The organism is Mangrovibacterium marinum (genome assembly GCF_003046625.1).
Lineage (GTDB): Bacteria > Bacteroidota > Bacteroidia > Bacteroidales > Prolixibacteraceae > Mangrovibacterium > Mangrovibacterium marinum.
This window is the reverse complement of the sequence record NZ_QAAD01000001.1, coordinates 308,802-335,515: the sequence shown is the minus strand read 5'-3', so window position 1 is coordinate 335,515 and position 26,714 is coordinate 308,802. Positions and strand designations below refer to the sequence as shown.

Here is a 26,714-nt window from a genome sequence, read left to right as displayed (position 1 = left end):
TTTGATAATTGAACTTGTTAAAAACGATTGCGATCATGTTGAATATTCTTGTTGTAGGTTCAGGCGGCAGAGAACACGCCATGAGCTGGAAAATTAAACAATCTCCCAAGGTAAACCAGCTGTTTATTGCACCGGGAAATGCCGGTACGGCCGAGCTGGGTCAAAATATTCCGGTTGGCGTGAGTGACTTCCAGGGACTGAAAAAGGTGATCCTCGAAAAGAAGATCGACCTGGTGGTTATTGGTCCTGAAGTGCCTCTGGTGGAAGGCTTGCACGATTTTATCCTGGCCGACGAAGAACTGAAACAGGTTAAAGTGGTTGGCCCTCAGCAAGAAGGTGCGCAGCTCGAAGGCAGTAAGGACTATGCCAAAGCGTTTATGCAGCGCCACAACATCCCAACAGCAAAATATTTAACAGTAACGGCGGAAAACCTGCCCGAGGGGCTGGCTTTTCTGGAAAGCCTGAAAGCACCTTTTGTGTTGAAGGCCGATGGCCTGGCTGCCGGAAAAGGAGTGTTGATCATTGATAACCTGGCCGAAGCACAAGCTTCGTTGAAGGAAATGCTCGATGGCCAGTTTGGAGCTGCCAGCAGCAAAGTGGTGATCGAAGAGTTCCTGTCGGGAGTCGAGTTGTCGGTATTCGCCATTACCGATGGTAAAGATTATCAGATTTTGCCCGAGGCGAAAGATTATAAGCGTATTGGCGAAGGAGATACCGGCTTAAATACCGGAGGGATGGGGGCAATCAGCCCGGTGCCGTTTGCCGATGCTACTTTCATGAAAAAAATTGAAGATCGCATTGTTAAGCCCACGGTTGAAGGACTGCAAAAAGACGGCATTCCGTATAACGGATTCGTGTTCTTTGGCTTGATAAACTGTGGCGGTGAGCCTTATGTGATTGAGTATAACGTGCGTATGGGCGATCCCGAAACCGAAGCTGTGATGTTGCGCATTAAGTCGGACTTTGTGGATTTGTTGCTGGCTGCTGCCGAAGGAACCATGAGCGAGCAAAAAATTGAAATCGATGAGCGTGCTGCGGTAACAGTCATGTTAGTTAGCGGCGGCTATCCCGGCGATTATACCAAAGGAATTGCGATGAGTGGCTTCGAGGCTACCGAAAACAGTATCCTGTTTCATGCCGGAACCAAATTTAAAGGCAGCGATGTGGTGACCGACGGAGGACGTGTGCTGGCTGTCAGCTCCTACGGAACAGATATGAAGTCGGCCTTGGCGCAATCGTACGCGAATGCAGAGAAAATTAATTTCGAAGGAAAATATTACCGCAAAGACCTGGGGTTCGATTTATAAGAATCCCAACTTTTTGGGCTAAAGGAAAGGCGCATTTGGGAGCATGATATTACGCTTTCTTAAAACAAATCAGGCATATCACTTTGTTACGATTCCCTTGTTGGTTTTAATCCTGTGGTTTCGTGCGTATCTCAATCCGGAGAGTTTTGACTTTTTCGCGGGTGAGGATCAAATGCTTCTTTTCCGGCCATTTGCAGCCGTGGTAAAGTGGTCGCCTTTGGTGGCCAATCTTTTGCTGATCGGTCAGGTTTTAATCCTGACCTTCTTTATAACCCGTCTCAACTCGGTTTTCTCCTTCATCCGGCAGCGCACATTTCTGCCGTCGAACCTCTTTGTACTCATCCTGGGCGGGGTGGTAAGTATGCACGGCCTGCATCCGGTGTACTTTGCAGCCATGTTTTTACTGCTGTCCATCAATCGGATTTTTGGTGCTTACGAGATTAAAAAGCCCAATTCAAATGCATTTGATGCCGGTTTCCTGATCGGTTTGGGATCCTTGTTCTATTTGAACCTGATTTTTTATTTCCCGATCGTTTGGATTGGCTTTGTATTGATCCGGAAAAATCCGGGGTGGCGCAATTTTATTCTGCCCTTGCTGGGATTGTCAATTCCCTGGTTGTACGCCTTCTCGTATTATTTCTTTACCGATACGTTAGCCGACTTTGGGCAGACAATTCAGCAGAACATCTTCACCTCGAATAATTTTTTGCAGGGCAATCTGAATTTTCAGATTTACCTGGGCTTGCTGATTCTCTTAACCTTAATAGGCAGCACCTTCCTGATTGCCCGTATCGACGAGAAGAAGGTGAGTACCCGGAAGTACTTTCAGATCTTTTTTATCGTCTTTATCATTTCCATGGCAATTTTGCTGGCAGTGCCCGCGGTGTCGCAGGAAATTCTGGTGATTATGGCAATTCCCCTGGTATTCCTGTTTTCAAACTACCTGATATTTATGCGTATGCAGTTGTGGGCAAACGTATTTGTCTACTTGTTGCTTGCGATGGTCATTTACATGCAATTCGGATAGGACGATGGATCGGAATAAACCCACATTAGCGATTTACGGCATTCAGGATCGCGATGAATACGAACACCCTTTTTATGTGCACGATCATAATTTGTGTATCATGCAAAACGGGCAGGTGCGCGACTTTATGCAGTTGGAACGCGTAACAGGCCGTAAACGCGACAACCGGCTCCACCTGAAGCTGGATGAATTGTTACGCGAGAAGAAGTTGCTGGCTGAAGATTTTGATCTGGTTTTTGTGGATAATGTTGTGGGCCGCTCGTTTATTAACCGGCAGGGGAACGTACGCTTCGAAGCTCCCTTGAACCGCTTGCTGGAAGCCGATAAAGAGAAGGGGCGTTGCTGGTGGTTTGGACGGGAGCAGAAAGCCTGGGTGCTGAACCATGAGTTGGCACATATCTTCACCTGTTTGCCCTTCTATGGGAACTTCAAGCCCAACAGTTTGCTGGTTCATTTTGATGGTGGTGCCAGCCAGAGTAATTTTTCGGCCTGGCTCTTTCGAAACCGCAAGCTGGTTAAGCTTTCGGCGCATTGGGACTATAAATATCTAAGCGCAATTTTTAACGCCAATGCATTGGTGTTTTCGGTGATTGGCGCCAGGCTGAATGAACAGAATAGTGTTCCTGGCAAATTTATGGGCCTTGCCGGACATGGTGCGTATCGTTACGAACTGGAAGCCTGGTTACGCGAGCACTCTTTTTTCGAGAATATCTGGGGTAAGAAGTCCGCTTTCTTCCGCGAGGTGAAGGAACATTGGAAGATCGACTTGCGCTCGTTCGATCAGCGGCATCCCTTCATCCTGGACTGTATGGCAACGCTGCACGAGCTTTTTGTGCGCGAAATGGTACAGATCTTTCGCCGTTTACAGCGCGAAACACTTTGTACAAACCTGTATTACAGCGGGGGCTGTGCCCTGAATATTGTGGCGAATACCCGGCTGGTTGAAGAGCGGATCTTCGATCGGGTGCATATCCCGCCTTGCTGCGAGGATTCGGGACTGGCACTTGGCGCTGCTGCCTTTGTGGAATGGCAAAAGCATGGCGAGCTGAAAGAACACAGCCCTTATTTGAACAACTGGGGACTGGAGGCCGAAGCGGTTGAGCCCGATGCTGAGCAGCTTGAGCAGCAGGCCGAACTGTTGCAGGCCGGAAAAATTGTGGGGCTTTGCAATGGCTATGGTGAAGCCGGACCACGGGCGCTGGGAAACCGTAGTCTGCTGGCCTTGGCCGATAGTAAGGCCTTGGCAAAAAAGCTGAGCATGGACTGCAAGGGACGCGAGTGGTATCGTCCGTTGGCGCCTGTGATGCTCGAACGCAATGCGCGTTATTTTACCGGAAAGTCGAAAATAAATGCGCTTAGTCGCTATATGTTGCTCGATTTTGCCATCCTCCCCGACAAGCAAAAAGAGCTAATCGGGGCTGTTCATATCGACGGAACAGCACGGATACAAACCATTTTTAATCGAGCTCAAAATCCTTTCCTTTGGGATTTATTGATGCTTCTGGATGAAAAGTTCAAGATTAAAGCCTTGATTAACACCTCGTTTAATGCAAAGGGCGAGCCGATGGTGCACAACGAAAAAGATGCCATGGCAGCTGCCCGAAAGATGGGAATAGCGGCGCTTGTTATTAACGGAAAACTGTTGAAAACCTCTCGATAAGTTGTTTTGGATATCAGATATTTATGTCGTAATTTGGCAGTGTGAATAAGAGAGGGGATTTATTCGGAAATTGATTTTCACACGATCCTTTTTTGCAGTAAATCCACGAGTACTAGGCGAAGGATTTTTCAGTTTGAGTTCGACAAAAATGCTGAAAAATTGTTATCTCTTATATCTAATATAATTTAGCAAAATCCCGGTTCACTTTTCCCTTTAAGAACCGGGATTTTCCGTTTTTATAGCTTGAAACTTTTCGGTATTACTTCAGCACCATACGGACGGTACGGCGGCTCTTTTGCTCCATCAGTACCTCGCGGCCATCGGCGATACGGGCCAGCGACTGTTCGTTGTAAAAACGAATGGTGGCCAGCACCAGTCCGGTGTTGTAACGCACGTCAAATTGTTTGCGCAGCTCCATAACCAAGGATTCCAGGCCCACCTCGGGCTCGTCAACACATAGCGACAGATCGATTGCCGATTGCTGAATCAGGTTCACTTTAATCCGGTTGGCCTTGAAAAAGCTGAACACCTCCGAGAGCACATCAATACTGATGAACGAGAAATCCTCGGGTGATAAGGTAATCAGGGCCTGTTTTTTCTTCAGAATATACACGGGCACCAAATCCAGCTGATGATCAATTTCGCGGATGACCGTTCCTGCCTGATCGGGAAAGTCGAATGGACGCACATATAGCGGAATGTTTTTATTGCGCAGTGGCTTAATCGTCTTCGGGTGGATAACTTTAGCTCCCGAGTAGGAAAGCTCAATGGCTTCCTTATAGGAGAGCACTTCCAGCTTTTCAGTATCGGTAAAGTCGTTGGGGTCGGCATTTAGCACGCCCGGCACATTCTTCCAGATGGTGACACTTTCGGCATTCAGCAGGTTGGCTAAAATGGCTGCGGTGAAGTCGGAACCTTCGCGCCCGAGTGTGGTGGTTTGATTGGTGGTTGTCGAACCAATAAAGCCCTGGGTAACGCAAAGATCCACGCCGTTGAAGGCGAAGTTGTTATTAACTAGCATGCTCGACCATTTCCAGTCGACGATGGCTTCGCGGTACGTTTCGTCGGTGCGCAGGCTGTCGCGAACATCGACCCACTTGTTGGGCAGTCCGTTCTGATTGAGATAAGCCGACACGATGGCTGTAGAGAGCAGCTCGCCATAGCACACCAGCTGATCGTATTCATAGTCGAAATGCAGGGACGGCATGCGTTGCAGGCGCTCCCCGAGCGATGCCAGTAGCTGACGGACCTGAGTAAGCCTGTCGGCATCGATCTGCAGTTCCTCAATAATCTGTTCGTGATAGCCTTTAATCCGTTGCAGGATCTGCCCGGTCTTCGGATCTTTTTTGTAATAGCTGCGAACCAAAGTTTCCAGCTCATTGGTTGTGCTGCCCATGGCCGAAATGACCATCACCTTTTTGCCGGGGTACATTTGCAGGATCGATGTTACATTTTTGATTGCCGGAGCAGAACTGACGGAGGCGCCTCCGAATTTAAAGACTTTCATAAACTCATTTATTTTTTGTGGAATCAAATATTAACTGTTAAAAAATGCCGGTGTAATTTTTCGAAACCTCTGGGGACCCGAATATTGGCGGCAAATGTAGTGATTCCGGTCGTACGGTAAGCTTGCGGGAAAACGGATTCCGAACAACCAATAATCACCGACAGACAAGATACGTTATCGGATCAGGCCGAGCAAGAAAATAGGACGATGATCTCGCGAAAAATCGGAGCTGGCGGGAATTTGGCATGTTACCTTGTTCTTAATTTGAATTCCCGTTTTTCAAAAAGATGCCGCATTTCAGACGATGGCTTGCTGTAATTTATAATTTCGTGCCGCTTTTTCGGTTCAATGAACGTGTAACTACTATAAATGATTATTAATCTTTTGGGGACAAGTTCGCGACATTGAACGGCTTGTTTTATTTTTACCAGATAATTCGAAATCGCTTTGAAGCATCGAAAAATAAATATCCTCGTTATTACCCACATTATTTCGATCATTATATTGTTCGAAGGGCTGTTCATGATTCCGGCATTTGTCGTTTCCCTGATTTATAAAGAGCACATTAGTGCTGACCTGATCCGGGCCATTTTTCTGACCCTGGGCCTGGGTGCGGTGCTGAACATCAGTACCCGCAAATCGCACAATGCCGAACCCGGAGTGCGCGAGAGCTTGGTAATTGCGTCCATGGGCTGGATTATTCTGGCATTGGTGGGTAGTTTTCCCTATCTGGTTACCGGTTCAATACCCCATTTTGTGGATGCCTATTTCGAATCGATGTCGGGATTTACGACAACCGGTTCATCAATCCTGACCGATATTGAGGCCTTGCCCAAGAGCATCTTGTTTTGGAGAAGTCTGACTCACTGGATCGGAGGAATGGGGATCATAGTGCTGGTGATTGCCATTATGCCCTTTCTGAAAATTACCGGTTCGCAGCTGTTTAGCTCCGAAGCATCGGTTGTGGTTGAGGAAAAAATTACCACCAAGATTAAATATGTGGCACAGCACATCTGGCTGATCTATGTCGGGTTCACAGTGCTGGAAACCATTCTGTTGATGTTTGGTGGCATGCCGCTGTTCGACAGTATATGTCACTCGTTTGCGACCGTTGCAACCGGTGGTTTCTCGACCAAAAACACCAGTGTTACCGATTATTCGCCCTACATCCAGTATGTGATTACAATCTTTATGGCCCTGTCGGGGATTAACTTCACCTTGCATGTGCTTGCCCTGAAAGGACGCTATAAGCAGGCGTGGAAGAACCAGGAGCTGCATTTGTACCTGAAGGTAATTCTGGGCGTAGGCCTGATTCTGACCTTCATTCTTTATAGCAGCCAGCAAATTACCTTTGAGAAGGCTTTTCGCGATTCGTTTTTTCAGGTCGTTTCGGTGATTACCGCAACGGGTTTTGCGACGGCCGATTATCTGGTATGGCCCATTCAGGGAATCATCCTGATGGCTTTTCTGATGCTCATTGGCGCTTGTGCCGGATCTACCGGTGGCGGGGTGAAGGTGATTCGCCATGTGATTAGTTTGCAGTATCTCAAACGAAGTATCCGACGGGTTATTCACCCCAACGCGGTCTTCAATGTAAAGTACAATAACAAGATTTTAAGTACACCGCAGATTAGCAGTGTCATTACCTTTATCATCATCTACTACGGTGTGGTTATTGCCGGTACGTTCTGGATGATGCTGCTGGGCAACAGTTGGCCAACATCCTTCGGATCTATCCTGACCACCATGGGCGGTGTAGGCCCCGGATTTGGATTGGTAGGGCCAGCCTCCAACTTCTCGATGCTGAGCGATGGCTCAAAGTACCTGCTTTCCTTTTCGATGCTCCTGGGACGACTCGAAATTTTTCCGGTGTTGTCGCTCTTCACCAATTGGTTTTGGCGAACTTAGTGCGTTTGCTGATCATCGACTTTCACAAAAGACACGAACGATGCCGAAGGAATCTGCAACAGGGATGAAAGTGGTGGAAGATAGCACAAGGCATTTAGGAGAAGACGGAAGCTCGCTCGGAGCGGGACCGGCCTACTTTTTATCGATGGTGAGAGGCGAACTGGAAGCTTAGTGAAGCCGGGAAGCTCCGCCGACAGAAGGAGATCACCCGGTTGAACTTAGCTTTCAGGAGTTGACACCTGAAGATAAAAATAAGCCTTGAACTTTCTGTTTACTCTTTGCTTCAAGTGTTCACATTCGAAAATGCTATAAAGAAAAGAAACAGAGTGATGTTTCTTAAGAGGCAAAGAGTAAAACCCGTCCGGTAGGACAAAAGCTCCGAATTGAGCAAAAGTAGAAAAGAAAAACAGTCCGGCTTGGGCTAAGGCCACCAACAGGTCTGCTAAAGAGTGAGTCGTGGCTCCAGCTTCGAGCTGAATCGCAATTCAACGCATCCCCGATGCGGTTTCCAACCGCATCACCCGAAGGCAGGACATCACCCGAAGGGACTTCCACGAAAAAAGCCCTGCCTGGTGGCAGAGCTTATCCTTGTTTCCCGCGTCTGGTTAAAATGAAAAGCCAAATTCAACTTCCAGTTGATTCATTTCCAGCTTAATATTTTGAGCAGGATCCAGCGGGTTGGCCCCGGTTATATCGTTGTTCAGTGCATAATTGACCGAAATATGCAGCTGCTTGCCTTTGTCGTCTAAGTTACGGCTGAAGCCAAGACCCAGCTGATTGGTGACCACCCCGGGAGCCAGGATGTTGAATAGAACTTCCGACTTGGGAACCGGATTTTCACCAATGGAGTAGCCGGCGCGGAATATCCAGTTTTCAACAGCAGAGCAGGATACCCCCAGTTTTACAATTGTAATGTCTTCCCAGCCAAAGCCGGGGCCTGCGTTCATGCCCATCGTGTAGTTCGATTCTCCCATCATGGCGTTGTATAAGGCGGGCATCATGCTGTTGCCAATCGCGCGGATGTCGCTGTAGAAAATTTGCTTTACATCGGCCATCACGGTAAAGGCATCGGTCACATCCCACGCGATACCGGCACTCCAGCTGGCAGGAATGTCAAAATCGCCCTGCTCGGCAAACAGACCGGCATATTCGTCGAACTCACTCATGTAAATACGGCTTTGAAACATCGCACCAATGCTAACATTGGGAAGGATCTTGCCCATATAGCCAACTTTAAAGCCCACACCCGTGCTGCTGGCTGTCCCCTTATTGGACAGGTTTGTGCCATCGGACGAAAAACCCGCAAAAGAGCTCAGCCCCTTGGCCTTGAAATACTGGTAGGCAAACACCCCGCTGATACCCACGCTGTGTACATCGGCAATCTTGAAGGCGTAAGTTACATTGCCAAATAACTGGGCCAGATTAACGCCTGTGGTTTCCGAGCTCGGGTCGTAAAAAACATCGGTGGGGTAGTCGGTATTCATTCCGCCGTTGCCGAATATGGTCACGGCCAGGCTCGATTGATCGCCCAGCACCCAGTTGGCACCCAGGGTTGGCATCAGAAATAGCTTGCTGTCGCTTTCTACGGTTCCCGGCGTCAAGGGGAAAGAACCTTGTGCTCCCGATGGGTTTCCGGTAACGGTAAACTTCCGGTTGGGGTTGAAAAACTCGATCGAGCCTTCATAACGTTTGCCCAGAAAAGCAATGCCCGCCGGGTTCCCGTTGATTAACGATCCCTGGTAGTAGGCAACACCGGCACCCGCCAGCCCCTTATTAATGGTTCCGTAGCCAACGCCAAAATAGCCATCGGTGGCCTGGCTGGGCAGCACGGAGAAACAGCACGCAACGATGCCGAGTGAAATTTTTGTGAATAGATTTTTCATAGTTTGATTGGGTTTAATGATTTGCAGTCAAAATAGTAAAGTTCTTCATTTGGATCAATCAAATTAGATTGATAAATATCAAGATATGTTGAAGACTATAAGATCATGATGCCAGTAGCCATGCGACCGGTGGCAGCACCATCGCGGCGGGCCGAATAGAAGTTGGCCGAATGATGAAAGCTGCACAAACTCATCAGCTCGATTTGTGAAGCAGGGATGCCGCAATCTTCCAAAAGCAGTTGGTTGGTTTTCCAGAGATCCAGATGAGCCTTGCCTGCCTTGTTTTCCGGGCTCAGCAGCTCATCGTGTCGTGAAAAGCTGCTCCTGACGGCTTCCACAACTTCGGGGCCTACCTGGTAGTGCGCAGCCGAGATGGAAGGGCCGATTCCGGCGAGCATATTTTCGGGTTTACACTGAAAACGCTCACCCATGATTTGCAGGGTTTTCCGGGCAATGTGTGCGACAGTTCCCCGCCAGCCGGCATGAATGGCAGCCGCCACCTTATTCACGGGGTCGTAAATTAAAATGGGAACACAATCGGCTGTCTGCACACAAATGCACAAGCCGGGTATATTGGTGATTAACGCATCGGTGTCCGCTATTTCGTTGCCATTGGCCGGTTCCGTGACCACCTTCAGATGGTCGCTGTGGGTTTGCTGCGGAAAGACAAGTTGCTCCTTTTTCAGGGACAAACTTGCAGCCAGTTCGCATCGATATTGGTCGTGATCCGATTCCGGATTGGCCGTAAACCGGCTGTTGCCCGAGCCACTCCATCCGGCTTTGGTGGTGGTAAAGTGCAGCGTTTCGGCCGGCGAAAACGAATCGAATTGATATAATAACTTGTTGTTTGTGCGTATTGCTTTCATCGTAATGAGTTGTTCTGTTCAGAGTTGGGCTTTCAGTTTGCGGATGTCGAGGCCCCGCTGTTGCCGATGGCTAGTTTTGCAGCAAAGCATTCATTTTCTGCTTGTCCACAATGCGGATGGTGCGGCGTCGCACTTCAATCAGTTTTTCGTCGGCCATTTCGCCCAGGGCGCGGGCCAGCGAGGGGCGTGTTACGGCGAAAAATTCGGCGAGCTGAGCCTGCGACAGCGGCAATTCGACCACGGCCAGCCGGTCGCCGGCCAGCTCGAGCAAGTAGTGGGCAATTTTCTGGCGGATGGTTTTAAACGATAAAAACTTAATGCGTGCCGACAGGAACTGCGCCCGCGACGAGATCGAATTCAGATAGTTGGTCAGTATGCGCTGATCTTTTTGCAAAATTTTCAGGAACTCGGGGCGCGAAATATACAGCAGGCTCACCTCTTCGTTGGCAATCACATTCACCGGGAAGCGGTTGTTTTGCCCAAACAAGAAGGCCGAAGCCAGCGGGCGGGGCGCTTCAATATCTTCAATCTTGATGGTCTTACCGGTGTAGTCGGCCATTTCTCCTTTCACACTGCCCGACAGCACAATAATCAAATCCAGACAGGGAGCACCGGCATCCACAATTTGCTCAGCTTTTTGGTAACGGCGAACCTGAAAGTGAATGTCCTCCATGATCTGCTCCAGTTGCCCGGCCTGGAGTCCTCTAAATACCGGCGATTGGGCTAGTAATTCGAAATTTAGCATAGAAATTCGGCTTTTGTAACATTGGATACAATTTTTCAAACAGGCCGCCTTTACTTTTGTTGTGTAAATCGATCGGAAAGCATTGAATTGATTTCAAAACGTGTATTGGCGACGAATAAAAATAAAAAACAATGATACGGGAAATAGTTAAAATAGACGAGGATTTGTGTAACGGTTGCGGTTTGTGTATTCCCAACTGTCACGAAGGAGCATTGCAAATTATCGACGGCAAAGCCCGCCTTATCAGTGAGTTGATGTGCGATGGTTTGGGCGCTTGTTTAGGCCATTGCCCCGAGGGAGCGCTCGAAATTGAAAAGCGGGAAGCCGATGAGTACGACGAAACGGTGGTCATTCAGCAAATGGTTGCCAAGGGGGCCAATACGGTGATTGCTCACCTGAAGCACCTGAAAGATCACAACGAAACAGGTTTTCTGAAGGAAGCAGTGGGCTACCTGCGGGCGCATCAAAATGAGCTGGAGCTGGATGTTCCGGCTATCCTGGCTGCGGTGCATAACAGCCAACCCGAGGGACAAGCGCAAAGCGGCGGTTGTGGTGGTGGCTGTCCGGGATCGGCACCGGTGAGCTTCGACAAACCAGCCTTCATGATGGCGCCTCAAACGGCCTCGGGCGGCCAAAGCCAACTGCAGCAGTGGCCGGTGCAGATGCACCTGATTAACCCCGCAGCCAGCTATTTTAACGGTGCCGACCTGTTGGTTGCTGCCGACTGCACTGCCTTTGCGCATGGCGATTTCCACGGCAGCTTTATTAAAGGTAAAAAACTGGTGATTGCCTGTCCCAAGCTGGATGACGGGAAATCGATCTACCTGGAAAAATTAATCCGACTGATTGACGAGTCGAAAGTAAATACCATCACGGTAGCTATGATGGAAGTGCCTTGCTGCGGCGGACTGGGACAGCTGGTGCAAATGGCAACCGAAAGAGCCAGCCGCAAAGTGCCGGTGAAGGAAATCGTGATCGGCATTCGGGGCGAAATTGTCTCGGAAGACTGGGTGTGAGCCAACGGTCCGTCATCCTGAACTCGTTTCAGGATCTCTCGAAGGAAGCACATCAGGTTCCGAAACCAGTTCGGAATGCCATGCAATGTTGCTTTTCTGCGGTGTTGAGGTAAAAAAATGTAAACTAAAAAAGAAGTGTTATGGAGAATATGTTTTGTTTTCAGTGTCAGGAAGCAGCCAAAGGAATTGGCTGTACCATTAAAGGGGTTTGCGGAAAAAGCAGCGATGTAGCAAACTTGCAGGACACCTTGTTATTCGTTCTAAAAGGTGTATCCATTTTAAATACCCAACTGAAGTCGGTTGGTCAGGCCGATCCGGCAGCGAACAAAGTGGTGTTCGATGGCTTGTTCAGCACCATCACCAATGCCAATTTCGATCACACGGCCTTTGTGATCCGTATTAAGAAAACATTGAAATTCCGCGACGAGTTGAAGGCTAAAGTGGTGGCTGCAGGCTTGCCGCTCGGTCAGCACGATTCCATCCACTGGACCGCTGTTACCGGCGACGAATTTGAAGCCAAAGCGCAGGAAGTGGGCGTATTGAGCGAAGCCAACGAAGATGTTCGCTCGCTGAAAGAGTTGATCATTTACGGACTGAAAGGCCTGGCTGCTTATGCCGAGCATGCCTACAATCTGAAACACGAGAAACAGGAGATCTTCGACTTTATGATGGAGGCTCTGGCCAAAACAACACAAGATTTGTCGGTTGACGAGTTGGTTGGCCTGACCCTGGAAACGGGTAAATTCGGGGTTGATGTGATGGCGCTGCTCGATGCCGCAAACACTTCAGCTTACGGTAACCCCGAAGTGAGCAATGTAAACATTGGCGTGCGCAACAAGCCGGCAATCCTGATCTCGGGACACGACCTGCGCGACATGGAAGACCTGCTGAAGCAAACCGAAGGAACCGGTGTTGATGTGTACACCCACAGCGAAATGTTGCCGGCCAACTACTACCCGGAATTTAAGAAATACGAACAGCTGGTGGGCAACTACGGAAACGCCTGGTGGAAACAAAAGGAAGAGTTCGAGTCGTTCAACGGCCCCATTCTTTTTACCACCAACTGTATTGTTCCGCCAATGGAAAAGGCAACTTACAAAGATCGTATCTATACCACCGGAGCCAGCGGTTTGGCCGGAGCCATTCATATTCCCGATCGTAAGGAAGGCGAGATGAAGGACTTCTCGGCAATCATCGAACACGCGAAGAAATGTGCGGCTCCTACGCAGATTGAAGAAGGTGAAATCGTTGGCGGATTTGCACACAACCAGGTGTTTGCCCTGGCCGAACCCATTGTTGAGGCTGTGAAGTCGGGCGCCATCCGCAAGTTTTTTGTGATGGCTGGTTGCGACGGCCGCATGATGAGCCGCGACTACTACGAAGAGTTCGCCGCCAAACTGCCCAAAGACACTGTGATTCTGACGGCCGGATGTGCCAAATACCGTTACAACAAATTGCCGTTGGGCGATATCGGCGGCATCCCTCGCGTAATCGATGCCGGACAATGTAACGACTCGTACTCGCTGGCGGTGGTTGCGCTGAAGCTGAAAGAAATCTTCGGCCTGGACGATGTGAACGACCTGCCAATCGCCTACAACATTGCCTGGTACGAACAAAAAGCGGTTATCGTGCTGCTCGCGCTGCTTTCGCTGGGTGTGAAAAACATTCACCTCGGCCCAACACTGCCGGCCTTCCTGTCGCCCAATGTGGCCAGCGTACTGGTCGAAAACTTCGGCATTGCCGGTATCACAACCGTCGACGAGGATTTGAAATTATTCCTCGAGGAAGCCTAAGCCGGAAGTTCATAATACGCTATCAAGTTGATTCGTTTATAACAAGCAATGGGGTGTCCGTGAGGATGCCCCTTTTTTTGGTGAAAGTCTACCACGCAGAGCTGCTAAGGCTCAAGGTCAATAATAGGTTTTGATTAGAGGTGGAACGACAACCCGACAACTTTTGAAAACAACGACAACAGCAGATCCGAAGCATGTATGTCAATAAGAAGATTCTCCCGTCCCGTATGGGACGGAATTTCCCCCGCGGAGATGCCAAAGCTACCCAAATGTCATCCCTCCGGGATTGCAGGAACTTTTCGGTTCGTTTTCTTCGAGTCAAAATATAAGAAGGAGTCGGCATACCCACTTTGACCAATATATTTTTGAAGGGCTCCGGTAGTCATGTAATTCAACAGCTGGAAGAATGAAATAAGGTTACTTTTCCCGGACCCGTTTGCTCCCAGTAAAATGGTTATATCGCCAATCGGAATATCTTGCCCTTCTTCATTGATCGACTTATATCCACTTAAGTTGATGTTCGTTCGCCTGAGCTTACTTCTTTGCATAAGGAAAAATAGATATTGTAAAAAGTAAATATATTACGGGAGTATTCAATAACGAAGGCTCGCAAACTGCTCAGGGGCTGCTCAAACTGCTCAGGGAGGGGTCAAACTGCTCAGGGGAGGGTCAAACTACTCAGGGAAGGCTTCAGGTTGCTTGGGGACGGGTCAAACTGCTCAGGGGATGGGTGAAACTGCTCGGGGACGGCTTCAGATTGCTCAGGGGACGGTCAACCATGCTCGTGAAGCCGGTCAAACTGCTCAGGGGACGGTCAAATTGCTCAGGGAATGGTTCAGATTGCTCGGGGAAGGCTTCAAACTGCTAGGGGAGGGGTCAAACGGCTCAGGGGAGGGGCCCACCTGCCTCGGGGACAGGGCAACCGGGCGTTTCAGGTGTCTTTTCCTAAAATAGCTTGACAGATTTATACTTTATTTGGTAGGATGTAAATGTTTTTCATTTACTGTTTTACAAAACCAATAAGATTCTAATTCCTGACCGGGTGACTCTTAGCCACCCGGTCAGTGGGGCAAGCTTATAATTTTTTTTTCGAGTGGAAACTGTTCCAGAATTGCTGGTTATAGTCGGTATTTTCGAAATACTGCCGCTCGGTCAGCAGTTGGGGCGAAGGCTCAAAATCGAGCAGGGCTGCCTTGCGCGACAGCTTGATTTCCTGACCGGCTGCGTTGGTAAAGCGCTTATCCTGGTCGAGGTAGCTCACCAGGTATTTGCCGCCATAGCGTTGGTACAAGGTGGTCAGGTGGTAGCGAACCTGCTGTTGATCCTTGTTTTGGCTAAGCAGGCTGCGGTTTTGCGCGTTGTTGCGGCTGGCTTCCAGCACACACTCGCTGCGCACCAGGGCATAATTGCTTTTCAGAATATACAGTTTCCCTTCCATCTTGGTGGCGTAATAGTCGCCCGTGTGTGCCAGGTCAATCTTGGTTGGCTTGTACGAAATTATCCACACCGAGTCGCCCTGATAAGCGCTGATGCCATCCAAATACAGGTCGTAGTCGTTTAGCAGCTTTTCGCTGAACACGGTGTTCGACAGGCGCGCCAGGTCTTGCTCCAGCAGCTCGTCGAAGCCCGCATTGTCCGCGCCAAACGAGTACGAGTCGAAGTTTTTATTCACCTGGGTGAAACGGTAGTTGCGGCTGTCGTAAGCATCCTTCACCCCCGGCTGGCTGTAGCCCTTGGCATCGGTTACATCAACAATGGCTTCGCGGATGTGGGCCGTCGAGTCGTCGAGCATGGTCTTGCCCAGGTAGTGAAAGGTCATCCCCACCGGGGAGCTGTGGTAATTTTGAGGCACCCGTTCGGCCGCCGTGCGAATTATGCGGTACAGCACACGCGATTGGGCAGCCACGTCAATCCCTTCAATATCGTAAGTTTGCTCAACCAGGGCAATGCGGGCAAAATCTTTCAGCAGCAAGTCGGCTACCCGCAGGCTTTGATTTTGGTAGCCCACCGCCGATATAAAGAGCGTTTGAGTTTGAAACTCAGCCGGAACTTTCAGCTCGAAAAAGCCGTCGGCATCGCTGGCTGTTCCGTAAAATGTCCCTTCAACGCCAATGTTGGTGTAAGCAATTCCCGCCTGCGTGGCCTGGTCGACAATGCGACCTTTCAGCATCTTGTTTTGTGCCTGACTGCCTAGCGCAAGCAGCAGTGTAAATAGGATAAGGATCTGTTTCATGGTGTTTGTGTTTTCTGTTGTATGTATTTGTTTTAGCTCGAAATGCTCTGAAAGCTTCCCGTGGCTTTGGCTTCAATTTTGTAGTATTTTTCCTACTTTAGTTCAATCTTTTTTCGATAACGCCTGAACCCGAACTAAAACAAACAAGCTAAAATGAACTTTTGCAGGGCGTTGATTTGTTCCCGAACTTAGAAAAATTCTTAGAAACATGAAAACAAACAGAATCTTAATCCTAGTAAGCCTGCTGGCTGTTATTTCGGCCGGATGCGTTTCCAAAAAGAAATACCTCGACATGGAGTCGTCCAAATTACGTGCCGAAAAGCGGGTGCGGGAGCTAACCAGTGCAAACGAAGACAAAGACCAGCGCATCGCGAAAATGATTGCCGATTTCGAGGCCATGAAAAAAGAACTGATGGCCAGCAATGCGCAGAAAGATGAAACCATTATCAATTTGAACGGGCAGATTAACGACCTGCAATCGAATGTGCAGGATAAGGATGCGACCATCGAAGAAAAAATGTATGCCTTTGCCTACGAAAAACGCCGCTTGAATGACGAGGCGGAGCAAAATAAAACAACCATCGCGGATTTACAGGCCGAACGACAAGAGTTGTCGACCGAGCTAAGCCAGACAAAAAATGAACTGAGCGATTTGAAATTTAAGTACAACCGCGACCAGTCGACCCTGGAAAGCCTGAACCAAAAGCTGGAACAAAAAGACGGAATCTACGAAGCCCAGATGCAACAGATTTCGCAGCTCAAGGTCGAAATCCAAAAGCTGAAAGTGGAGGCGAAGGAGAAAGATGAAACCATCGAACGCCTGAAAAACAATGTGAATCTGCTGAAAAGTGAAATCGGCAAATAGCCCCGTTCAAGCTTCACCAGATCGAAAGAGGAAAGTCAATTGAAGTGGCTTTCCTCTTTTGATCTGGTTTCAGAATCTGTGGGGACAAGTAAAAGATCCGGAGACGAGTTCAGGATGACGGCGACACGGGAGCGCTCACCCGATTCCCGGCAGATTAATCCCTTTTATTTTGCGGTACAGGTCGAGGGCGAACAAATCCGTCATGCCCGATACAAAGTCGATCACGGATTGAATTTTTTCGTAGTCGCTTTGATGGTCGCCCCGGTACTGCGCGGGCATCAGCGACAGCAAGCGCCGCGACAAGCCGGCCGTGGGGCTTAACACTGCCTGGATAAACTCGTCGAGCAGGGTTCCCAGAATCTTGTAACCGGCAACCTCAATCTCAACCACCGAGCGGTCGTGGTAAATCTTCTCCACCGACAGCGGCTGAATCACATCCATGGCCTTTTTCGACGAACCCGTCACTTCCTTAATCAGCGCGGTGTTGAAGCTACCGTGCATGATGGCCTCCATATTGGCCTCGTATACGGCAATACATTCTTTTACCAGCTTATTAATCACCGAAGCCCGCAGGTAAGCCACCTGTTCGTTGGGGTCGGTCACAATTTTAAAGTTCTTTTCAATCTTAGCTAAGATGGCTTTATCGGCTACCGGGTCGTAAAAGTTGCGGAACAGCCCGATGATTGTGTCGTAGGGAACAATCTTCAGCTTGTGGGCATCTTCCATATCCATAATCTGGTAGCAAATATCGTCGGCCGCTTCAACCAAATAAACCAGCGGGTGGCGCACAAATTTCAGGGGATCGTTGCCGGTTTGTGGCAGCCCCAACTCTTCCGCGATGCCTTGGTATAATTCTTTTTCAGATTGAAAGAAGCCAAACTTCGGCTTGCTCACCCCAATCGATTCGTAGGGGTATTTCACGAACGATGACAAGGTGGTGTAGGTGAGGGCAAAGCCGCCGTCGCGCCGTCCCCGAAACTGGTGCCCCAACAGGCGCAGGGCATTGGCATTCCCGTCGAAGAAGGTAAAATCGCTCCACTCTGCCTCGGTCAGTAGTCCTTTCAGATCGCGCCCGTTTCCGTTGGTGAAGTAGTTCGAAATGGCTTCCTCGCCGGCATGGCCAAAAGGCGGATTACCCATGTCGTGTGCCAAGCAGCCGGCCGATACTACGGCTCCCAGCTCGTAAATCAGCGGATGGTCTTCGCCCTGGCGGGCAAGCGTTTCACCCAGTATACTTCCCAAGGTACGGCCCACGCTGGCCACCTCCAGCGAGTGGGTCAGGCGGTTGTGCACAAAAATGCTTCCCGGCAGCGGAAAAACCTGGGTTTTATTTTGCATCCGCCGAAAAGGGGAGGAGAAGATAATCCGGTCGTAATCGCGCTGAAACTGCGTGCGGTTATACTTCTCATGCTCATCGGTTGGAGGCAGCGATCCCAGTCGGCGGGTCGATATCAGTTTGTTCCAGTTCATCATCATCGGTTGGTTTGGGTCGATTTCAATAGATATCGACATGAAATAAATTCAGTTCTTTATCCAGTTTGCGGGCTCCCGGGCATACCTTCTCGAGCAAATTCCAGAAGCCGGGCCCGTGGTTTTTCTCTACCGTATGTGCCAGCTCGTGCAGGATCACATAGTCGATCAGTCGCTCGGGCAAGCGCATTAAATGGATATTCAGGTTGATGTTATTGCTCGATGAGCAACTTCCCCAGCGACTTTTTACATGTTTTACAAACACATTTTCAAAGTCAAATTTATGTAACCTGGCTAGCTCGGCCGTTCGTGCCGGAAGGTAAACCTTGCTTTCGTGGCGCATAACCTGTACCAGCGCGTTTCGTATAAATTGTTGAATTTCGGCTTGTTCGTGGTCGTGGTTTTCCGGAATATTAATCTGTATAATACCCTTGCCAACCACGCCCGAAACCCGATTGCGTTCAACAGGAATTATTTTTAATTCGTGAAACTTTGTTTTAAAACAGCTCGTCGGACTGAAGATAGTTAAACCAGCTTTAATATCTTGTTGTTGTTTTAGTATCCAGTCTACTTTGGATTTGACAAAGTCGAGCGCCTTTTGTTCCGAGGCCATCGTAGGCATCGATACCTGAACCTTCCCGTCGGCTTTTACCCGTAGTCGGATGCGGCGGGAGCGGGCGTTCTTAAAAAGGTGAACCTGGCCAATGGGTTCGAGATGAAAGTACTTGTCAGCTGTCATGATTGGATATCTGCTGACGAAGATAAGCAATCCCGTAAAATTTGAGATATGGAATCAACAAATGCAATTGAAGTTTTCGGAACAATCAGAAAGCAGGAAACCCTGTTGACGATTGACGATAAGGTGCAAACCGGCACCCTGGTGTTTGAGGCTCTTGAGCCTTTTCCGGGCTATTATCACGAAACACCTTTCGGCACCAATCCGGTATATATGTACCTGGCCCTACAGCAACAATATCCTCTGATCGATATGATTCGGGCAACACAAAAAGTTGAAAAGGATTTCAACGAGAAGTTCGATGCCGGCAAGGGCTTTGTAAACTTTGTTGATACCTCGTATAATGTGCTTCGTATTCGCCACCTGAATCGTTACGATTTGATTGGCGATTTGCAAAATGCCTACAACAGTCACGGCATCCATTTCATGATGAAGACCAAACGGGGATTTGAAGGTGTTGCACAAATTAAGGTGGTGAAGTTTTTCAACCTGACGCCTTTGGCTGAAGGAATTTACCTGGATAATAAAGAAGAGAATCACGCGTACATTGAGCTGCCCAAGGAGCTGAACTGGGATGATTTTAATGCCTTGTCGAACCGGGTGAAGTACAATTGGGAAGAAAGTAAGTTCGACGCGGCAGTTGGTGCTTTTATGCACAAAGGGCAGTTGCACGAGTTTGTCCGGATTTACTCCAACAAGCTAACGCTCGATTATTTGGAAGCCTTGCGCCAGCTGTATCTCGAAAAAATGAAATAGTTGTTTATTTGTTGACATAGTGTAAAAAAAAAGATGTCAGTCACGCAATGCGACTGGCATCTTTTGTTTTTATACTTTAAGATTGCAGCGTTCTATTGAATGGTCTCAATGGCCTTTTCAATGCGGCTGATGGTTTCATCCTGACCAATCAGCTCAAAGATGTCAAATAAGTCAACTCCCTGAGCGCTACCAACCAGGGTTAAACGAATTGGAGCCATGACAACACCAAAGCCCCAGCCTTTTTCGTTCATGAAAGCCGAGAATTGTTCTTTCACGGCGCCGGCTTCCCAGTTTTCAATCGTCTTCAACATGGCCACAATTTCGCGCAGCATGTCCGGAGTTTCAGCTTTCCATTTTTTCTTGATGGTTTTTTCATCGTAGCTTGTTGGTGCTTCGAAGAAGTAGCTGCCTTGTTCCCACAAGTCGTGTGCAAATTCGCAGCGTTCTTTGATCATGGCAACCACGCGAATCACTTTGGCATCATCAGCAACAACTTCTTTTTCGGCCAAAATTGGTTTGAACAGCTCCGCAAGTTCTTCATCCGATTTTTGCTGTAAGTAATGGCGGTTGAACCATTTGGCTTTCTCCGGGTCGAAGCGGGCACCCGATTTAACCACGCGCTCCAGGCTGAAGTTTTCAATTAACTCATCCATGCTGAAGAATTCCTGCTCGGTTCCGGCGTTCCAGCCCAGCAAAGCCAGCAGGTTCACAAAGGCTTCGGGGAAGTAGCCATCCTCGCGGTAACCGCGCGAAAGCTCACCGCTTTTGGGGTCTTTCCACAACAGGGGGAACACCGGGAAACCCATTTTGTCGCCATCGCGCTTGCTGAGTTTACCTTTACCGGTTGGTTTTAAAATCAGGGGCAGGTGCGCAAATTGCGGGCGTTCGCTCCAGCCCAATGCCTGGTATAATAACACGTGCAAGGGCATCGAGGGCAACCACTCTTCGCCGCGAATGACGTGTGAGATCTTCATTAGATGGTCGTCTACCACGTTGGCCAGGTGATAGGTTGGCATGCCATCGGCTTTAAACAGTACTTTATCGTCTAACTGGTTGGTGTTGAATTTCACCTCGCCGCGTATCAGGTCTTTTTCAATCACATCCACATTCTCGGGCATCTTAAAACGAATGACCCAGGCATCGCCGTTGGCAATTTTTTGCTGCACCTCTTCGGCCGGCAAAGTCAGCGAGTTGTTAAGCTTGTTACGCGTATGCAGGTCGTACGAGAAAACAGTTTTGTTTTCTTCAGCTTCCTTGCGCAATACGTCCAGTTCGTCAGGCGTATCGAAGGCATAGTAAGCATGACCACTCTCCACCAGTTGGTCGGCATATTGGCGGTAAATTGCTTTGCGCTCACTTTGGCGGTAGGGGCCGTATTCGCCTCCAAAGCCCAGCCCTTCGTCGGGTACCAGGCCACACCATTTCAACGACTCGATGATGTATTCCTCGGCACCGGGAACATAGCGGGTTTGGTCGGTATCCTCGATGCGAAGCAGAAAGTCACCGCCTAACTTTTTGGCAAATAAATAATTGAACAAGGCTGTGCGAACACCGCCCATGTGTAATGGTCCGGTTGGACTAGGTGCAAAACGTACCCTTACTTTAGCTTCCATGATTTTAAAATTTTGCCGCAAAGATAGGGATTTTTAAACCGGTCAAAAGTTTTTCTTGAAAACTCATAGCAGACTGATTTTTAACTTCGACGACCGCACGCTAAAGGCTTGTTTTTTGAGCTAAAAGCCACAATTGCTTTGTTGGCTCTGTAATGATTTTCAAATAGCTGTACTGATTTATCAGGTGATTTGGAAACAGTGCTGCATGTTCGAGGTCTGTTTTATTGCCAATTAACATTAACTTTGACGTCTTTTAGACACTTAAAAATTAAACAAATAGAATGAAGAGATTATTTCTTGCAGCAGTTGCTCTGGTCCTTTTACAGGTGACTGCGCACGCTGATGAGGGGATGTGGCTGCCGGCATTGGTTCAGAAGCTGAACATTGTTGATATGCAAAAAATGGGATGCGAACTGAGTGCCGATGATATTTATAATATCAACAACTCGAGCCTGAAAGATGCCGTGGTGGCCCTGGATCATGGTTCATGTACCGCCGAACTGGTATCGCCCAAAGGTTTGTTGCTGACCAATCACCACTGCGGATTTGGCGAAATACAGGCGCACAGCTCGGTTGAACACGATTACCTGAAAGATGGCTTCTGGGCTAAATCGATGGATCAGGAACTGCCAAACCCCGGGAAAACCGTTTCCTTCCTGGTGCGTGTTGAAGATGTTACCCAGCGCGTGCTGGACGGTGTAACTGCTGAAATGACTACGGACGAAAGAAATGAGATCATCCAGAAAGCATCTTTCGAGATCCAGAAAGAGGCTACCGCCGAGAATGATTATGAAGCCCGTGTGCAATCGCTTTTGGAGGGGAATCAATATTTCCTGTTTGTTTACGAAACCTTCCGCGATGTGCGTTTGGTGGGGGCACCGCCGGCATCAATCGGTAAATTTGGTGGCGACACCGACAACTGGATGTGGCCCCGCCATACCGGCGACTTTTCCATCTTCCGGGTGTACTGCAGCCCCGATGGAAAACCTGCCGATTACTCGGAAGATAATGTGCCTTACGAGCCCAAACACTTCCTGCCAGTCTCGCTGGATGGGATCAGCGATGGCGACTTTGCCATGGTGATGGGCTATCCGGGCCGCACTAACCGCTATAAATCGTCTTTCGGTGTTGAATATACCATGAATGTGACCAACCCGGTTCGCATTAACGCTCGTTCGGTAAAGTTGGCGATCCTGAAAGAATACATGAGCAGCAGTCAAAAAGCGAATATTCAGTATGCATCGAAATATGCGCGTAGCTCAAACTATTACAAATACAGTATCGGTCAAAATAAAGGTCTGGAAGCCTTGCATGTGGTTGAAAAGAAAAAGGCGCTTGAAGCCGAGCTGACCAACTGGATTGCTGAAAGCGACGAACGAAAAGAAAAATATGGCGAAGCTTTAAGCCTGATTGAAGGGGCCTACAAAGAACAGCGCGACGATATTGCTTCGGAATATCTGATGGAAACCATGTTCCGCGGACCGGAGATTTTCTCCTTTGCCATGGGGATGAAAGGCCTGTACGAAGCCCTGAAATCGGGAGCCAGCCAGGATCGCATCGATGCCAATGTGCTGCGTATTCAATCGCGCCTGGATGAATACTTCAAGGATTACGACGCGGCGACCGACGAGAAAGTGGCGGCAGCCTTAATTGATGTGTTTAAAGCGCATGTTGATCCGGTTTTCTATCCTTCGTTTATCGCCGATCTGGATAAGAAATATAAGGGAAATGCCGCTGATTTTATGGGCGATGTATTCAAAAGAACCATTTTGGCCGACAAGCAAAAACTGGAAGCGTTCCTGGAAAAACCAAACTTGAAGACACTGGATAAAGATCCGGCTTATCAGCTTGCAGAGGGGATCTTCCGCCATGCAACCATGTTGGGTGAACTGGTGAATAAATCATCAGACGATTTGCATAAAGGACGCCGCTTGTTTGTGGCTGCGCTGATGGAAATGCAGAAAGACCGTAAATTTTACCCCGACGCCAACAGTACCATGCGCTTAACTTACGGAACCGTGGGTGATTATGTGCCCCGCGATGGCGTTCGCTACGATTATTACACCACACTGAAAGGTTATATCGAAAAGGAAATCCCCGGAGATGATGAATTTGATGTGCCGGCGCGTTTGAAAGAGCTGTATTATGCCAACGACTTTGGCGATTATGCCGATGAGAATGGTCAGCTGATTACTTGTTTCACAACCAATAACGACATTACAGGTGGTAACTCGGGTAGCCCGGTGATTAATGGAAAAGGGCAGTTGATTGGCCTCGCTTTCGACGGTAACTGGGAAGCCATGAGCGGCGATCTCGCTTTTGAACCCGAATTGCAAAAGTGTATCTGTGTGGATATTCGCTTCGTACTTTGGACCATCGACAAATTTGCCGGTGCACAAAATCTGATCGACGAAATGACCCTCGTAAAGACAGGTAAAAAAGTGGAAAAAGAGATGGCTACTTCTGCCAACTAAATTGAAAGTTGAATAATTGACCGAAAGGTTGCTTCTGCATAGAGGCAACCTTTCTTTTTGGCTGATTTTTTTTTCGTTGGTTCAAGCCATCACTTTCCTCTAAATAACGGTATATTTAGTCAATGTAAATCAACTCCCGATTTCTATGAAGAAACGAATTCTCCTGTTTGTTGTCCTTTTTGTTCTGATCTTAGGGGGCTTCTATCTGAATAAGTTGATGCCGGTAATTACCGGTTATGCAGCTAAAAATCTGGCTTCCGGTGTGTTTGTTGCCGGGCGGAGCCAGGAGTCGTTACAAACTGAGGACTTGAACTTTTCGGTCATCAAATATACCCGCAACGAAGTCGATTTTGAGCAAAAAAAAGTGACTTCCCGTTTTCTTTGGGGAAAGTCGGAGGCCGTTTATTTGGATGGTTTTGGGTGTACGCTTGTTGCTGATTATACCGAAGAAGAAATACGAAGCCGGCCGTATCCGAAAGTGGTGGTGCTTCCTGAAAATCCGGATACCATTGCCTGGCCCACGGGCGATCGGATGGCCGATAGCATCCCTGCGGGCATAGACCTGCAAAAGCTGAACCGGGCCCTAGCGAAGGTCATGTCGGACAGCATCCCCTTTAAAGGCACTTTTGCGCTGATGGTTGTTTACAAAGGGCAGCCGGTTGCCGAGGTTTACCGCAACGATTTTACCGCCGACACACGCTTTCTGAGCTGGTCGATGGCCAAAAGCCTGACCAATACCCTGATTGGTATTCAGGTAAGGCGGGGAGCTATGGACATTCACCAGCCGCTATCCTTTGAGCGATGGAAGGTGGGCACACCACGGCGCATAACGATGAATAATCTGATGCAGATGAATTCGGGACTTGAGTGGAATGAGGATTACGGAAATTTGTCGGATGTGACGGTAATGCTGCACGAGCAAGGCGATATGGGCGCTTATGCCCTGGAGCGGGACGCCCTTTACCCGCCCGATTCGGTTTGGTACTATTCGTCGGGAACAACCAATATTGCCTGTTTGGGATTGCGCCAGAGCTTTGCTTCCGATCGGGATTACTGGGCCTTCCCGCGTGAGCAACTTTTCAATAAGATAGGTATGCGCAGTGCTATTTTCGAGCTGGATGCCTCGGGAACTTTTGTGGGCTCGTCGTATCTGTATGCCACCATGCGCGACTATGCCCGCTATGCGCTTCTGTATTTGAACAACGGCAACTGGCAGGGGGAGCAGATTCTTCCCGAGGATTGGGTAAAATACACGACAACGCCAGCTGCCGGCTCCAACGGGAAATACGGCGCTTTCTTTTGGCTTAATAACAGTGGTGATCAGCCCGATGCCCCGGCCGACACCTATATGTGCAAAGGGCACGATGGGCAGTTCATCTTTATTATACCTTCAAAATCGTTGATCGTCGTCAGAACGGGTTATTCGAAAAAAGGGGAGTTCGATACCAACCGGATGTTGAAGGAGATTCTGGCGAGTCTGGATTGATCGGAGTGAGTAGTTCAGCTTATCGACTTGTCACATCGTGTTTCCGATTTGCCTACTCTTCAGAAAGAAACTCAGAATCTCCGGCAGGGATGAAAGTTGGGATTTTTTGGTTAACGGGTTGTCGTCTCCAATAGCATCAAAGCCAGTTGGAGAACCGGCGGTTTAGAGTCCTGTTGTTAATCGGACTTTCTCCGAAAAGCTGCCCGGATGAGGATCGGGCAGCAGCTGTATGGGTTGTCAAAAATCAGGCAAACTTGTTACCCTTTTGTAGTTTTACGTCGTTCACAAAATGCCGGATCTGCTGTTCTTTTTCTTTCTGGCAAACCAGCAGGATGTCGTCTGTTTCAACCACAATATAGTCATCCAATCCTTGTAAAACGGTAATTTTATCTTCGGTAACATTCACAATGCTGTTTTGGGTATCGTACATAAACACGTTTTCGCCCTGCACAACATTGTTATCCTCGTTTTTGGGTTGCTGGGCATACAGGGCTCCCCAGGTGCCCACATCGCTCCATCCAAACTCGGCACACAGTACATAAACATTGTCGGCTTTCTCCATAATGGCGTAGTCAACCGAGGTGTTTTGGCATTCGGAGTAGGCTTTGTTGATGAAGAACACTTCGCTGCTGGTGCCATACTTATCTTCACCTTTTGTAAAGAAACGCTCGTACATGTCGGGCAGATAGGCGGCGTAAGCTTCGCTGATTGCATCGACTGACCAGATAAAAATCCCCGAGTTCCAGTAAAACTCTCCGCTGTCGATAAATATTCGGGCCATTTCCAAACTTGGCTTTTCGGTGAAGGTTTTCACCTTGTAGAGGTGGTCGGTATTGTCGTTTTCAATTTTATTTTCAATTTGAATATAGCCAAAACCGGTCTCCGGGCGGCTCGGAGGGATCCCCAAGGTCAGCAGGGCTTTGTTCTTCCCGGCAAATTCAATCCCTGTTTTTAGCTGAAACAGAAATTCTTCAACATTTAAAATCAGATGATCAGCCGGGCTAACCACAATGGTTGCATTGGGATTGATGGCTTTGATGCGGTTTGTTGCGTAGGCAATACAGGGTGCGGTATTGCGGCGTAGCGGCTCCAGTAAGATTTGATCTTCACCAAGTTCCGGCAACTGTTGCCGTACCAGATTACGATATTCAACATTGGTGACAATCATGAAATTTTCAATCGGGCAAATTTTCTTAAACCGATCGAAGGTCATTTGAATGAAGGTTCGTCCGGTTCCGAGTATGTCCAGAAATTGTTTCGGCATCGACGTTTTGCTCAAGGGCCAAAATCGACTTCCAACGCCTCCGGCCATAATCACACAATACGTATTTTTCATTGGCAAGTGATTTGTAAAATTCAGATCAAAGAT

21 protein-coding genes are annotated in these 26,714 nt (G+C 48.6%); 11 read left to right on the top strand and 10 right to left on the bottom strand.

All coding sequences use genetic code 11. The features are described from left to right. Positions 1-35: 35 nt before the first annotated feature. The 3 genes from purD to C8N47_RS01325 are packed head-to-tail and all read left to right on the top strand — an operon-like array spanning position 36 to position 3,994. Entirely contained in the window at positions 36-1,307 is a 1,272-nt protein-coding gene (gene purD, locus C8N47_RS01335; protein ID WP_245915647.1) for a phosphoribosylamine--glycine ligase, read from the top strand. Between the two features lie 43 nt (positions 1,308-1,350). Next, positions 1,351-2,334: a DUF6427 family protein gene (locus tag C8N47_RS01330; protein ID WP_107820710.1), complete on the top strand. Its 984-nt coding sequence runs from the start codon at positions 1,351-1,353 to the stop codon at positions 2,332-2,334. 4 nt (positions 2,335-2,338) lie between these two features. Beyond that, on the top strand, positions 2,339-3,994 hold the full coding sequence (locus tag C8N47_RS01325; protein ID WP_107820709.1) for a carbamoyltransferase C-terminal domain-containing protein: 1,656 nt from the start codon (positions 2,339-2,341) through the stop codon (positions 3,992-3,994). A 259-nt stretch (positions 3,995-4,253) separates the two neighbouring features. On the opposite strand, the gene C8N47_RS01320 is transcribed toward C8N47_RS01325, so the two are convergent. Continuing rightward, positions 4,254-5,501 carry an aspartate kinase gene (locus C8N47_RS01320; RefSeq protein WP_107820708.1) on the bottom strand — a complete coding sequence of 416 codons (1,248 nt, stop codon included), beginning with the start codon at positions 5,499-5,501 and terminating at the stop codon, positions 4,254-4,256. A 447-nt stretch (positions 5,502-5,948) separates the two neighbouring features. Here C8N47_RS01320 and C8N47_RS01315 point away from each other — a divergent pair, with 447 nt between their 5' ends. Together C8N47_RS01315 and C8N47_RS18965 are read left to right on the top strand one after the other, a co-directional pair. After that, complete coding sequence (locus C8N47_RS01315; RefSeq protein WP_107820707.1) at positions 5,949-7,409, top strand: TrkH family potassium uptake protein; 1,461 nt, start codon at positions 5,949-5,951, stop codon at positions 7,407-7,409. 40 nt (positions 7,410-7,449) lie between these two features. Further along, a complete protein-coding gene (locus tag C8N47_RS18965; protein ID WP_281257067.1) occupies positions 7,450-7,581 on the top strand; it encodes a hypothetical protein in 132 nt (43 codons plus the stop codon). A gap of 433 nt (positions 7,582-8,014) precedes the next feature. Here C8N47_RS18965 and C8N47_RS01310 read toward each other — a convergent pair whose 3' ends face one another. From C8N47_RS01310 to C8N47_RS01300, 3 genes are all read right to left on the bottom strand, one after another. Further along, a complete protein-coding gene (locus C8N47_RS01310; RefSeq protein ID WP_107820706.1) occupies positions 8,015-9,292 on the bottom strand; it encodes an OmpP1/FadL family transporter in 1,278 nt (425 codons plus the stop codon). A 95-nt stretch (positions 9,293-9,387) separates the two neighbouring features. Next, entirely contained in the window at positions 9,388-10,158 is a 771-nt protein-coding gene (pgeF, locus tag C8N47_RS01305; protein WP_107820705.1) for a peptidoglycan editing factor PgeF, read from the bottom strand. A gap of 70 nt (positions 10,159-10,228) precedes the next feature. Further along, positions 10,229-10,903 (bottom strand): Crp/Fnr family transcriptional regulator, encoded by a 675-nt coding sequence (locus tag C8N47_RS01300; RefSeq protein ID WP_107820704.1) that lies wholly within the window; start codon positions 10,901-10,903, stop codon positions 10,229-10,231. Positions 10,904-11,034: 131 nt separating this feature from the next. Here C8N47_RS01300 and C8N47_RS01295 point away from each other — a divergent pair, with 131 nt between their 5' ends. Beyond that, positions 11,035-11,919: an ATP-binding protein gene (locus C8N47_RS01295; RefSeq protein ID WP_107820703.1), complete on the top strand. Its 885-nt coding sequence runs from the start codon at positions 11,035-11,037 to the stop codon at positions 11,917-11,919. A gap of 140 nt (positions 11,920-12,059) precedes the next feature. Further along, entirely contained in the window at positions 12,060-13,712 is a 1,653-nt protein-coding gene (gene hcp, locus C8N47_RS01290) for a hydroxylamine reductase (protein WP_211315998.1), read from the top strand. A 272-nt stretch (positions 13,713-13,984) separates the two neighbouring features. Here the strand turns inward: hcp and C8N47_RS01285 are convergent, their stop codons facing one another. Together C8N47_RS01285 and C8N47_RS01275 are read right to left on the bottom strand one after the other, a co-directional pair. Continuing rightward, positions 13,985-14,260, bottom strand: a complete 276-nt coding sequence (locus tag C8N47_RS01285) for an AAA family ATPase (protein ID WP_107820702.1) — start codon at positions 14,258-14,260, stop codon at positions 13,985-13,987. Positions 14,261-14,787: 527 nt separating this feature from the next. After that, a complete protein-coding gene (locus C8N47_RS01275) occupies positions 14,788-15,945 on the bottom strand; it encodes a carboxypeptidase-like regulatory domain-containing protein (RefSeq protein ID WP_107820700.1) in 1,158 nt (385 codons plus the stop codon). 208 nt (positions 15,946-16,153) lie between these two features. Between C8N47_RS01275 and C8N47_RS01270 the strand changes: the two genes are divergently transcribed. Beyond that, the gene (locus C8N47_RS01270; RefSeq protein WP_107820699.1) at positions 16,154-16,810 is read left to right on the top strand and encodes a coiled-coil domain-containing protein; all 657 of its coding nucleotides are present in this window, start codon (positions 16,154-16,156) and stop codon (positions 16,808-16,810) included. Positions 16,811-16,945: 135 nt separating this feature from the next. On the opposite strand, the gene dgt is transcribed toward C8N47_RS01270, so the two are convergent. Next, the gene (gene dgt / locus C8N47_RS01265) at positions 16,946-18,322 is read right to left on the bottom strand and encodes a dGTP triphosphohydrolase (RefSeq protein ID WP_245915646.1); all 1,377 of its coding nucleotides are present in this window, start codon (positions 18,320-18,322) and stop codon (positions 16,946-16,948) included. Next, the gene (locus tag C8N47_RS01260) at positions 18,306-19,019 is read right to left on the bottom strand and encodes a M48 family metallopeptidase (RefSeq protein WP_107820698.1); all 714 of its coding nucleotides are present in this window, start codon (positions 19,017-19,019) and stop codon (positions 18,306-18,308) included. Before C8N47_RS01260 ends, dgt begins: the two co-directional genes overlap by 17 nt. A gap of 48 nt (positions 19,020-19,067) precedes the next feature. Here C8N47_RS01260 and C8N47_RS01255 point away from each other — a divergent pair, with 48 nt between their 5' ends. Then, entirely contained in the window at positions 19,068-19,772 is a 705-nt protein-coding gene (locus tag C8N47_RS01255; protein WP_107820697.1) for a hypothetical protein, read from the top strand. Positions 19,773-19,864: 92 nt separating this feature from the next. Here the strand turns inward: C8N47_RS01255 and gltX are convergent, their stop codons facing one another. Continuing rightward, positions 19,865-21,385 carry a glutamate--tRNA ligase gene (gene gltX, locus C8N47_RS01250; RefSeq protein ID WP_107820696.1) on the bottom strand — a complete coding sequence of 507 codons (1,521 nt, stop codon included), beginning with the start codon at positions 21,383-21,385 and terminating at the stop codon, positions 19,865-19,867. Between the two features lie 281 nt (positions 21,386-21,666). Between gltX and C8N47_RS01245 the strand changes: the two genes are divergently transcribed. Together C8N47_RS01245 and C8N47_RS01240 are read left to right on the top strand one after the other, a co-directional pair. After that, a complete protein-coding gene (locus C8N47_RS01245) occupies positions 21,667-23,859 on the top strand; it encodes a S46 family peptidase (protein ID WP_107820695.1) in 2,193 nt (730 codons plus the stop codon). Between the two features lie 145 nt (positions 23,860-24,004). Then, complete coding sequence (locus C8N47_RS01240) at positions 24,005-25,345, top strand: serine hydrolase domain-containing protein (protein ID WP_107820694.1); 1,341 nt, start codon at positions 24,005-24,007, stop codon at positions 25,343-25,345. 244 nt (positions 25,346-25,589) lie between these two features. On the opposite strand, the gene C8N47_RS01235 is transcribed toward C8N47_RS01240, so the two are convergent. Next, positions 25,590-26,681: a mannose-1-phosphate guanylyltransferase gene (locus C8N47_RS01235; protein WP_107820693.1), complete on the bottom strand. Its 1,092-nt coding sequence runs from the start codon at positions 26,679-26,681 to the stop codon at positions 25,590-25,592. Positions 26,682-26,714 lie beyond the last annotated feature (33 nt).

Excerpts from the sequence above, each read along its gene's own strand:
- purD (WP_245915647.1), top strand. The coding sequence starts at position 36 with ATGTTGAATATTCTTGTTGTAGGTTCAGGCGGCAGAGAACACGCCATG.
- C8N47_RS01330 (WP_107820710.1), top strand. The coding sequence starts at position 1,351 with ATGATATTACGCTTTCTTAAAACAAATCAGGCATATCACTTTGTTACG.
- C8N47_RS01325 (WP_107820709.1), top strand. The coding sequence starts at position 2,339 with ATGGATCGGAATAAACCCACATTAGCGATTTACGGCATTCAGGATCGC.
- C8N47_RS01320 (WP_107820708.1), bottom strand. The coding sequence starts at position 5,501 with ATGAAAGTCTTTAAATTCGGAGGCGCCTCCGTCAGTTCTGCTCCGGCA.
- C8N47_RS18965 (WP_281257067.1), top strand. The coding sequence starts at position 7,450 with ATGCCGAAGGAATCTGCAACAGGGATGAAAGTGGTGGAAGATAGCACA.
- C8N47_RS01310 (WP_107820706.1), bottom strand. The coding sequence starts at position 9,292 with ATGAAAAATCTATTCACAAAAATTTCACTCGGCATCGTTGCGTGCTGT.
- pgeF (WP_107820705.1), bottom strand. The coding sequence starts at position 10,158 with ATGAAAGCAATACGCACAAACAACAAGTTATTATATCAATTCGATTCG.
- C8N47_RS01300 (WP_107820704.1), bottom strand. The coding sequence starts at position 10,903 with ATGCTAAATTTCGAATTACTAGCCCAATCGCCGGTATTTAGAGGACTC.
- C8N47_RS01295 (WP_107820703.1), top strand. The coding sequence starts at position 11,035 with ATGATACGGGAAATAGTTAAAATAGACGAGGATTTGTGTAACGGTTGC.
- hcp (WP_211315998.1), top strand. The coding sequence starts at position 12,060 with ATGGAGAATATGTTTTGTTTTCAGTGTCAGGAAGCAGCCAAAGGAATT.
- C8N47_RS01285 (WP_107820702.1), bottom strand. The coding sequence starts at position 14,260 with ATGCAAAGAAGTAAGCTCAGGCGAACGAACATCAACTTAAGTGGATAT.
- C8N47_RS01275 (WP_107820700.1), bottom strand. The coding sequence starts at position 15,945 with ATGAAACAGATCCTTATCCTATTTACACTGCTGCTTGCGCTAGGCAGT.
- C8N47_RS01270 (WP_107820699.1), top strand. The coding sequence starts at position 16,154 with ATGAAAACAAACAGAATCTTAATCCTAGTAAGCCTGCTGGCTGTTATT.
- dgt (WP_245915646.1), bottom strand. The coding sequence starts at position 18,322 with ATGTCGATATCTATTGAAATCGACCCAAACCAACCGATGATGATGAAC.
- C8N47_RS01260 (WP_107820698.1), bottom strand. The coding sequence starts at position 19,019 with ATGACAGCTGACAAGTACTTTCATCTCGAACCCATTGGCCAGGTTCAC.
- C8N47_RS01255 (WP_107820697.1), top strand. The coding sequence starts at position 19,068 with ATGGAATCAACAAATGCAATTGAAGTTTTCGGAACAATCAGAAAGCAG.
- gltX (WP_107820696.1), bottom strand. The coding sequence starts at position 21,385 with ATGGAAGCTAAAGTAAGGGTACGTTTTGCACCTAGTCCAACCGGACCA.
- C8N47_RS01245 (WP_107820695.1), top strand. The coding sequence starts at position 21,667 with ATGAAGAGATTATTTCTTGCAGCAGTTGCTCTGGTCCTTTTACAGGTG.
- C8N47_RS01240 (WP_107820694.1), top strand. The coding sequence starts at position 24,005 with ATGAAGAAACGAATTCTCCTGTTTGTTGTCCTTTTTGTTCTGATCTTA.
- C8N47_RS01235 (WP_107820693.1), bottom strand. The coding sequence starts at position 26,681 with ATGAAAAATACGTATTGTGTGATTATGGCCGGAGGCGTTGGAAGTCGA.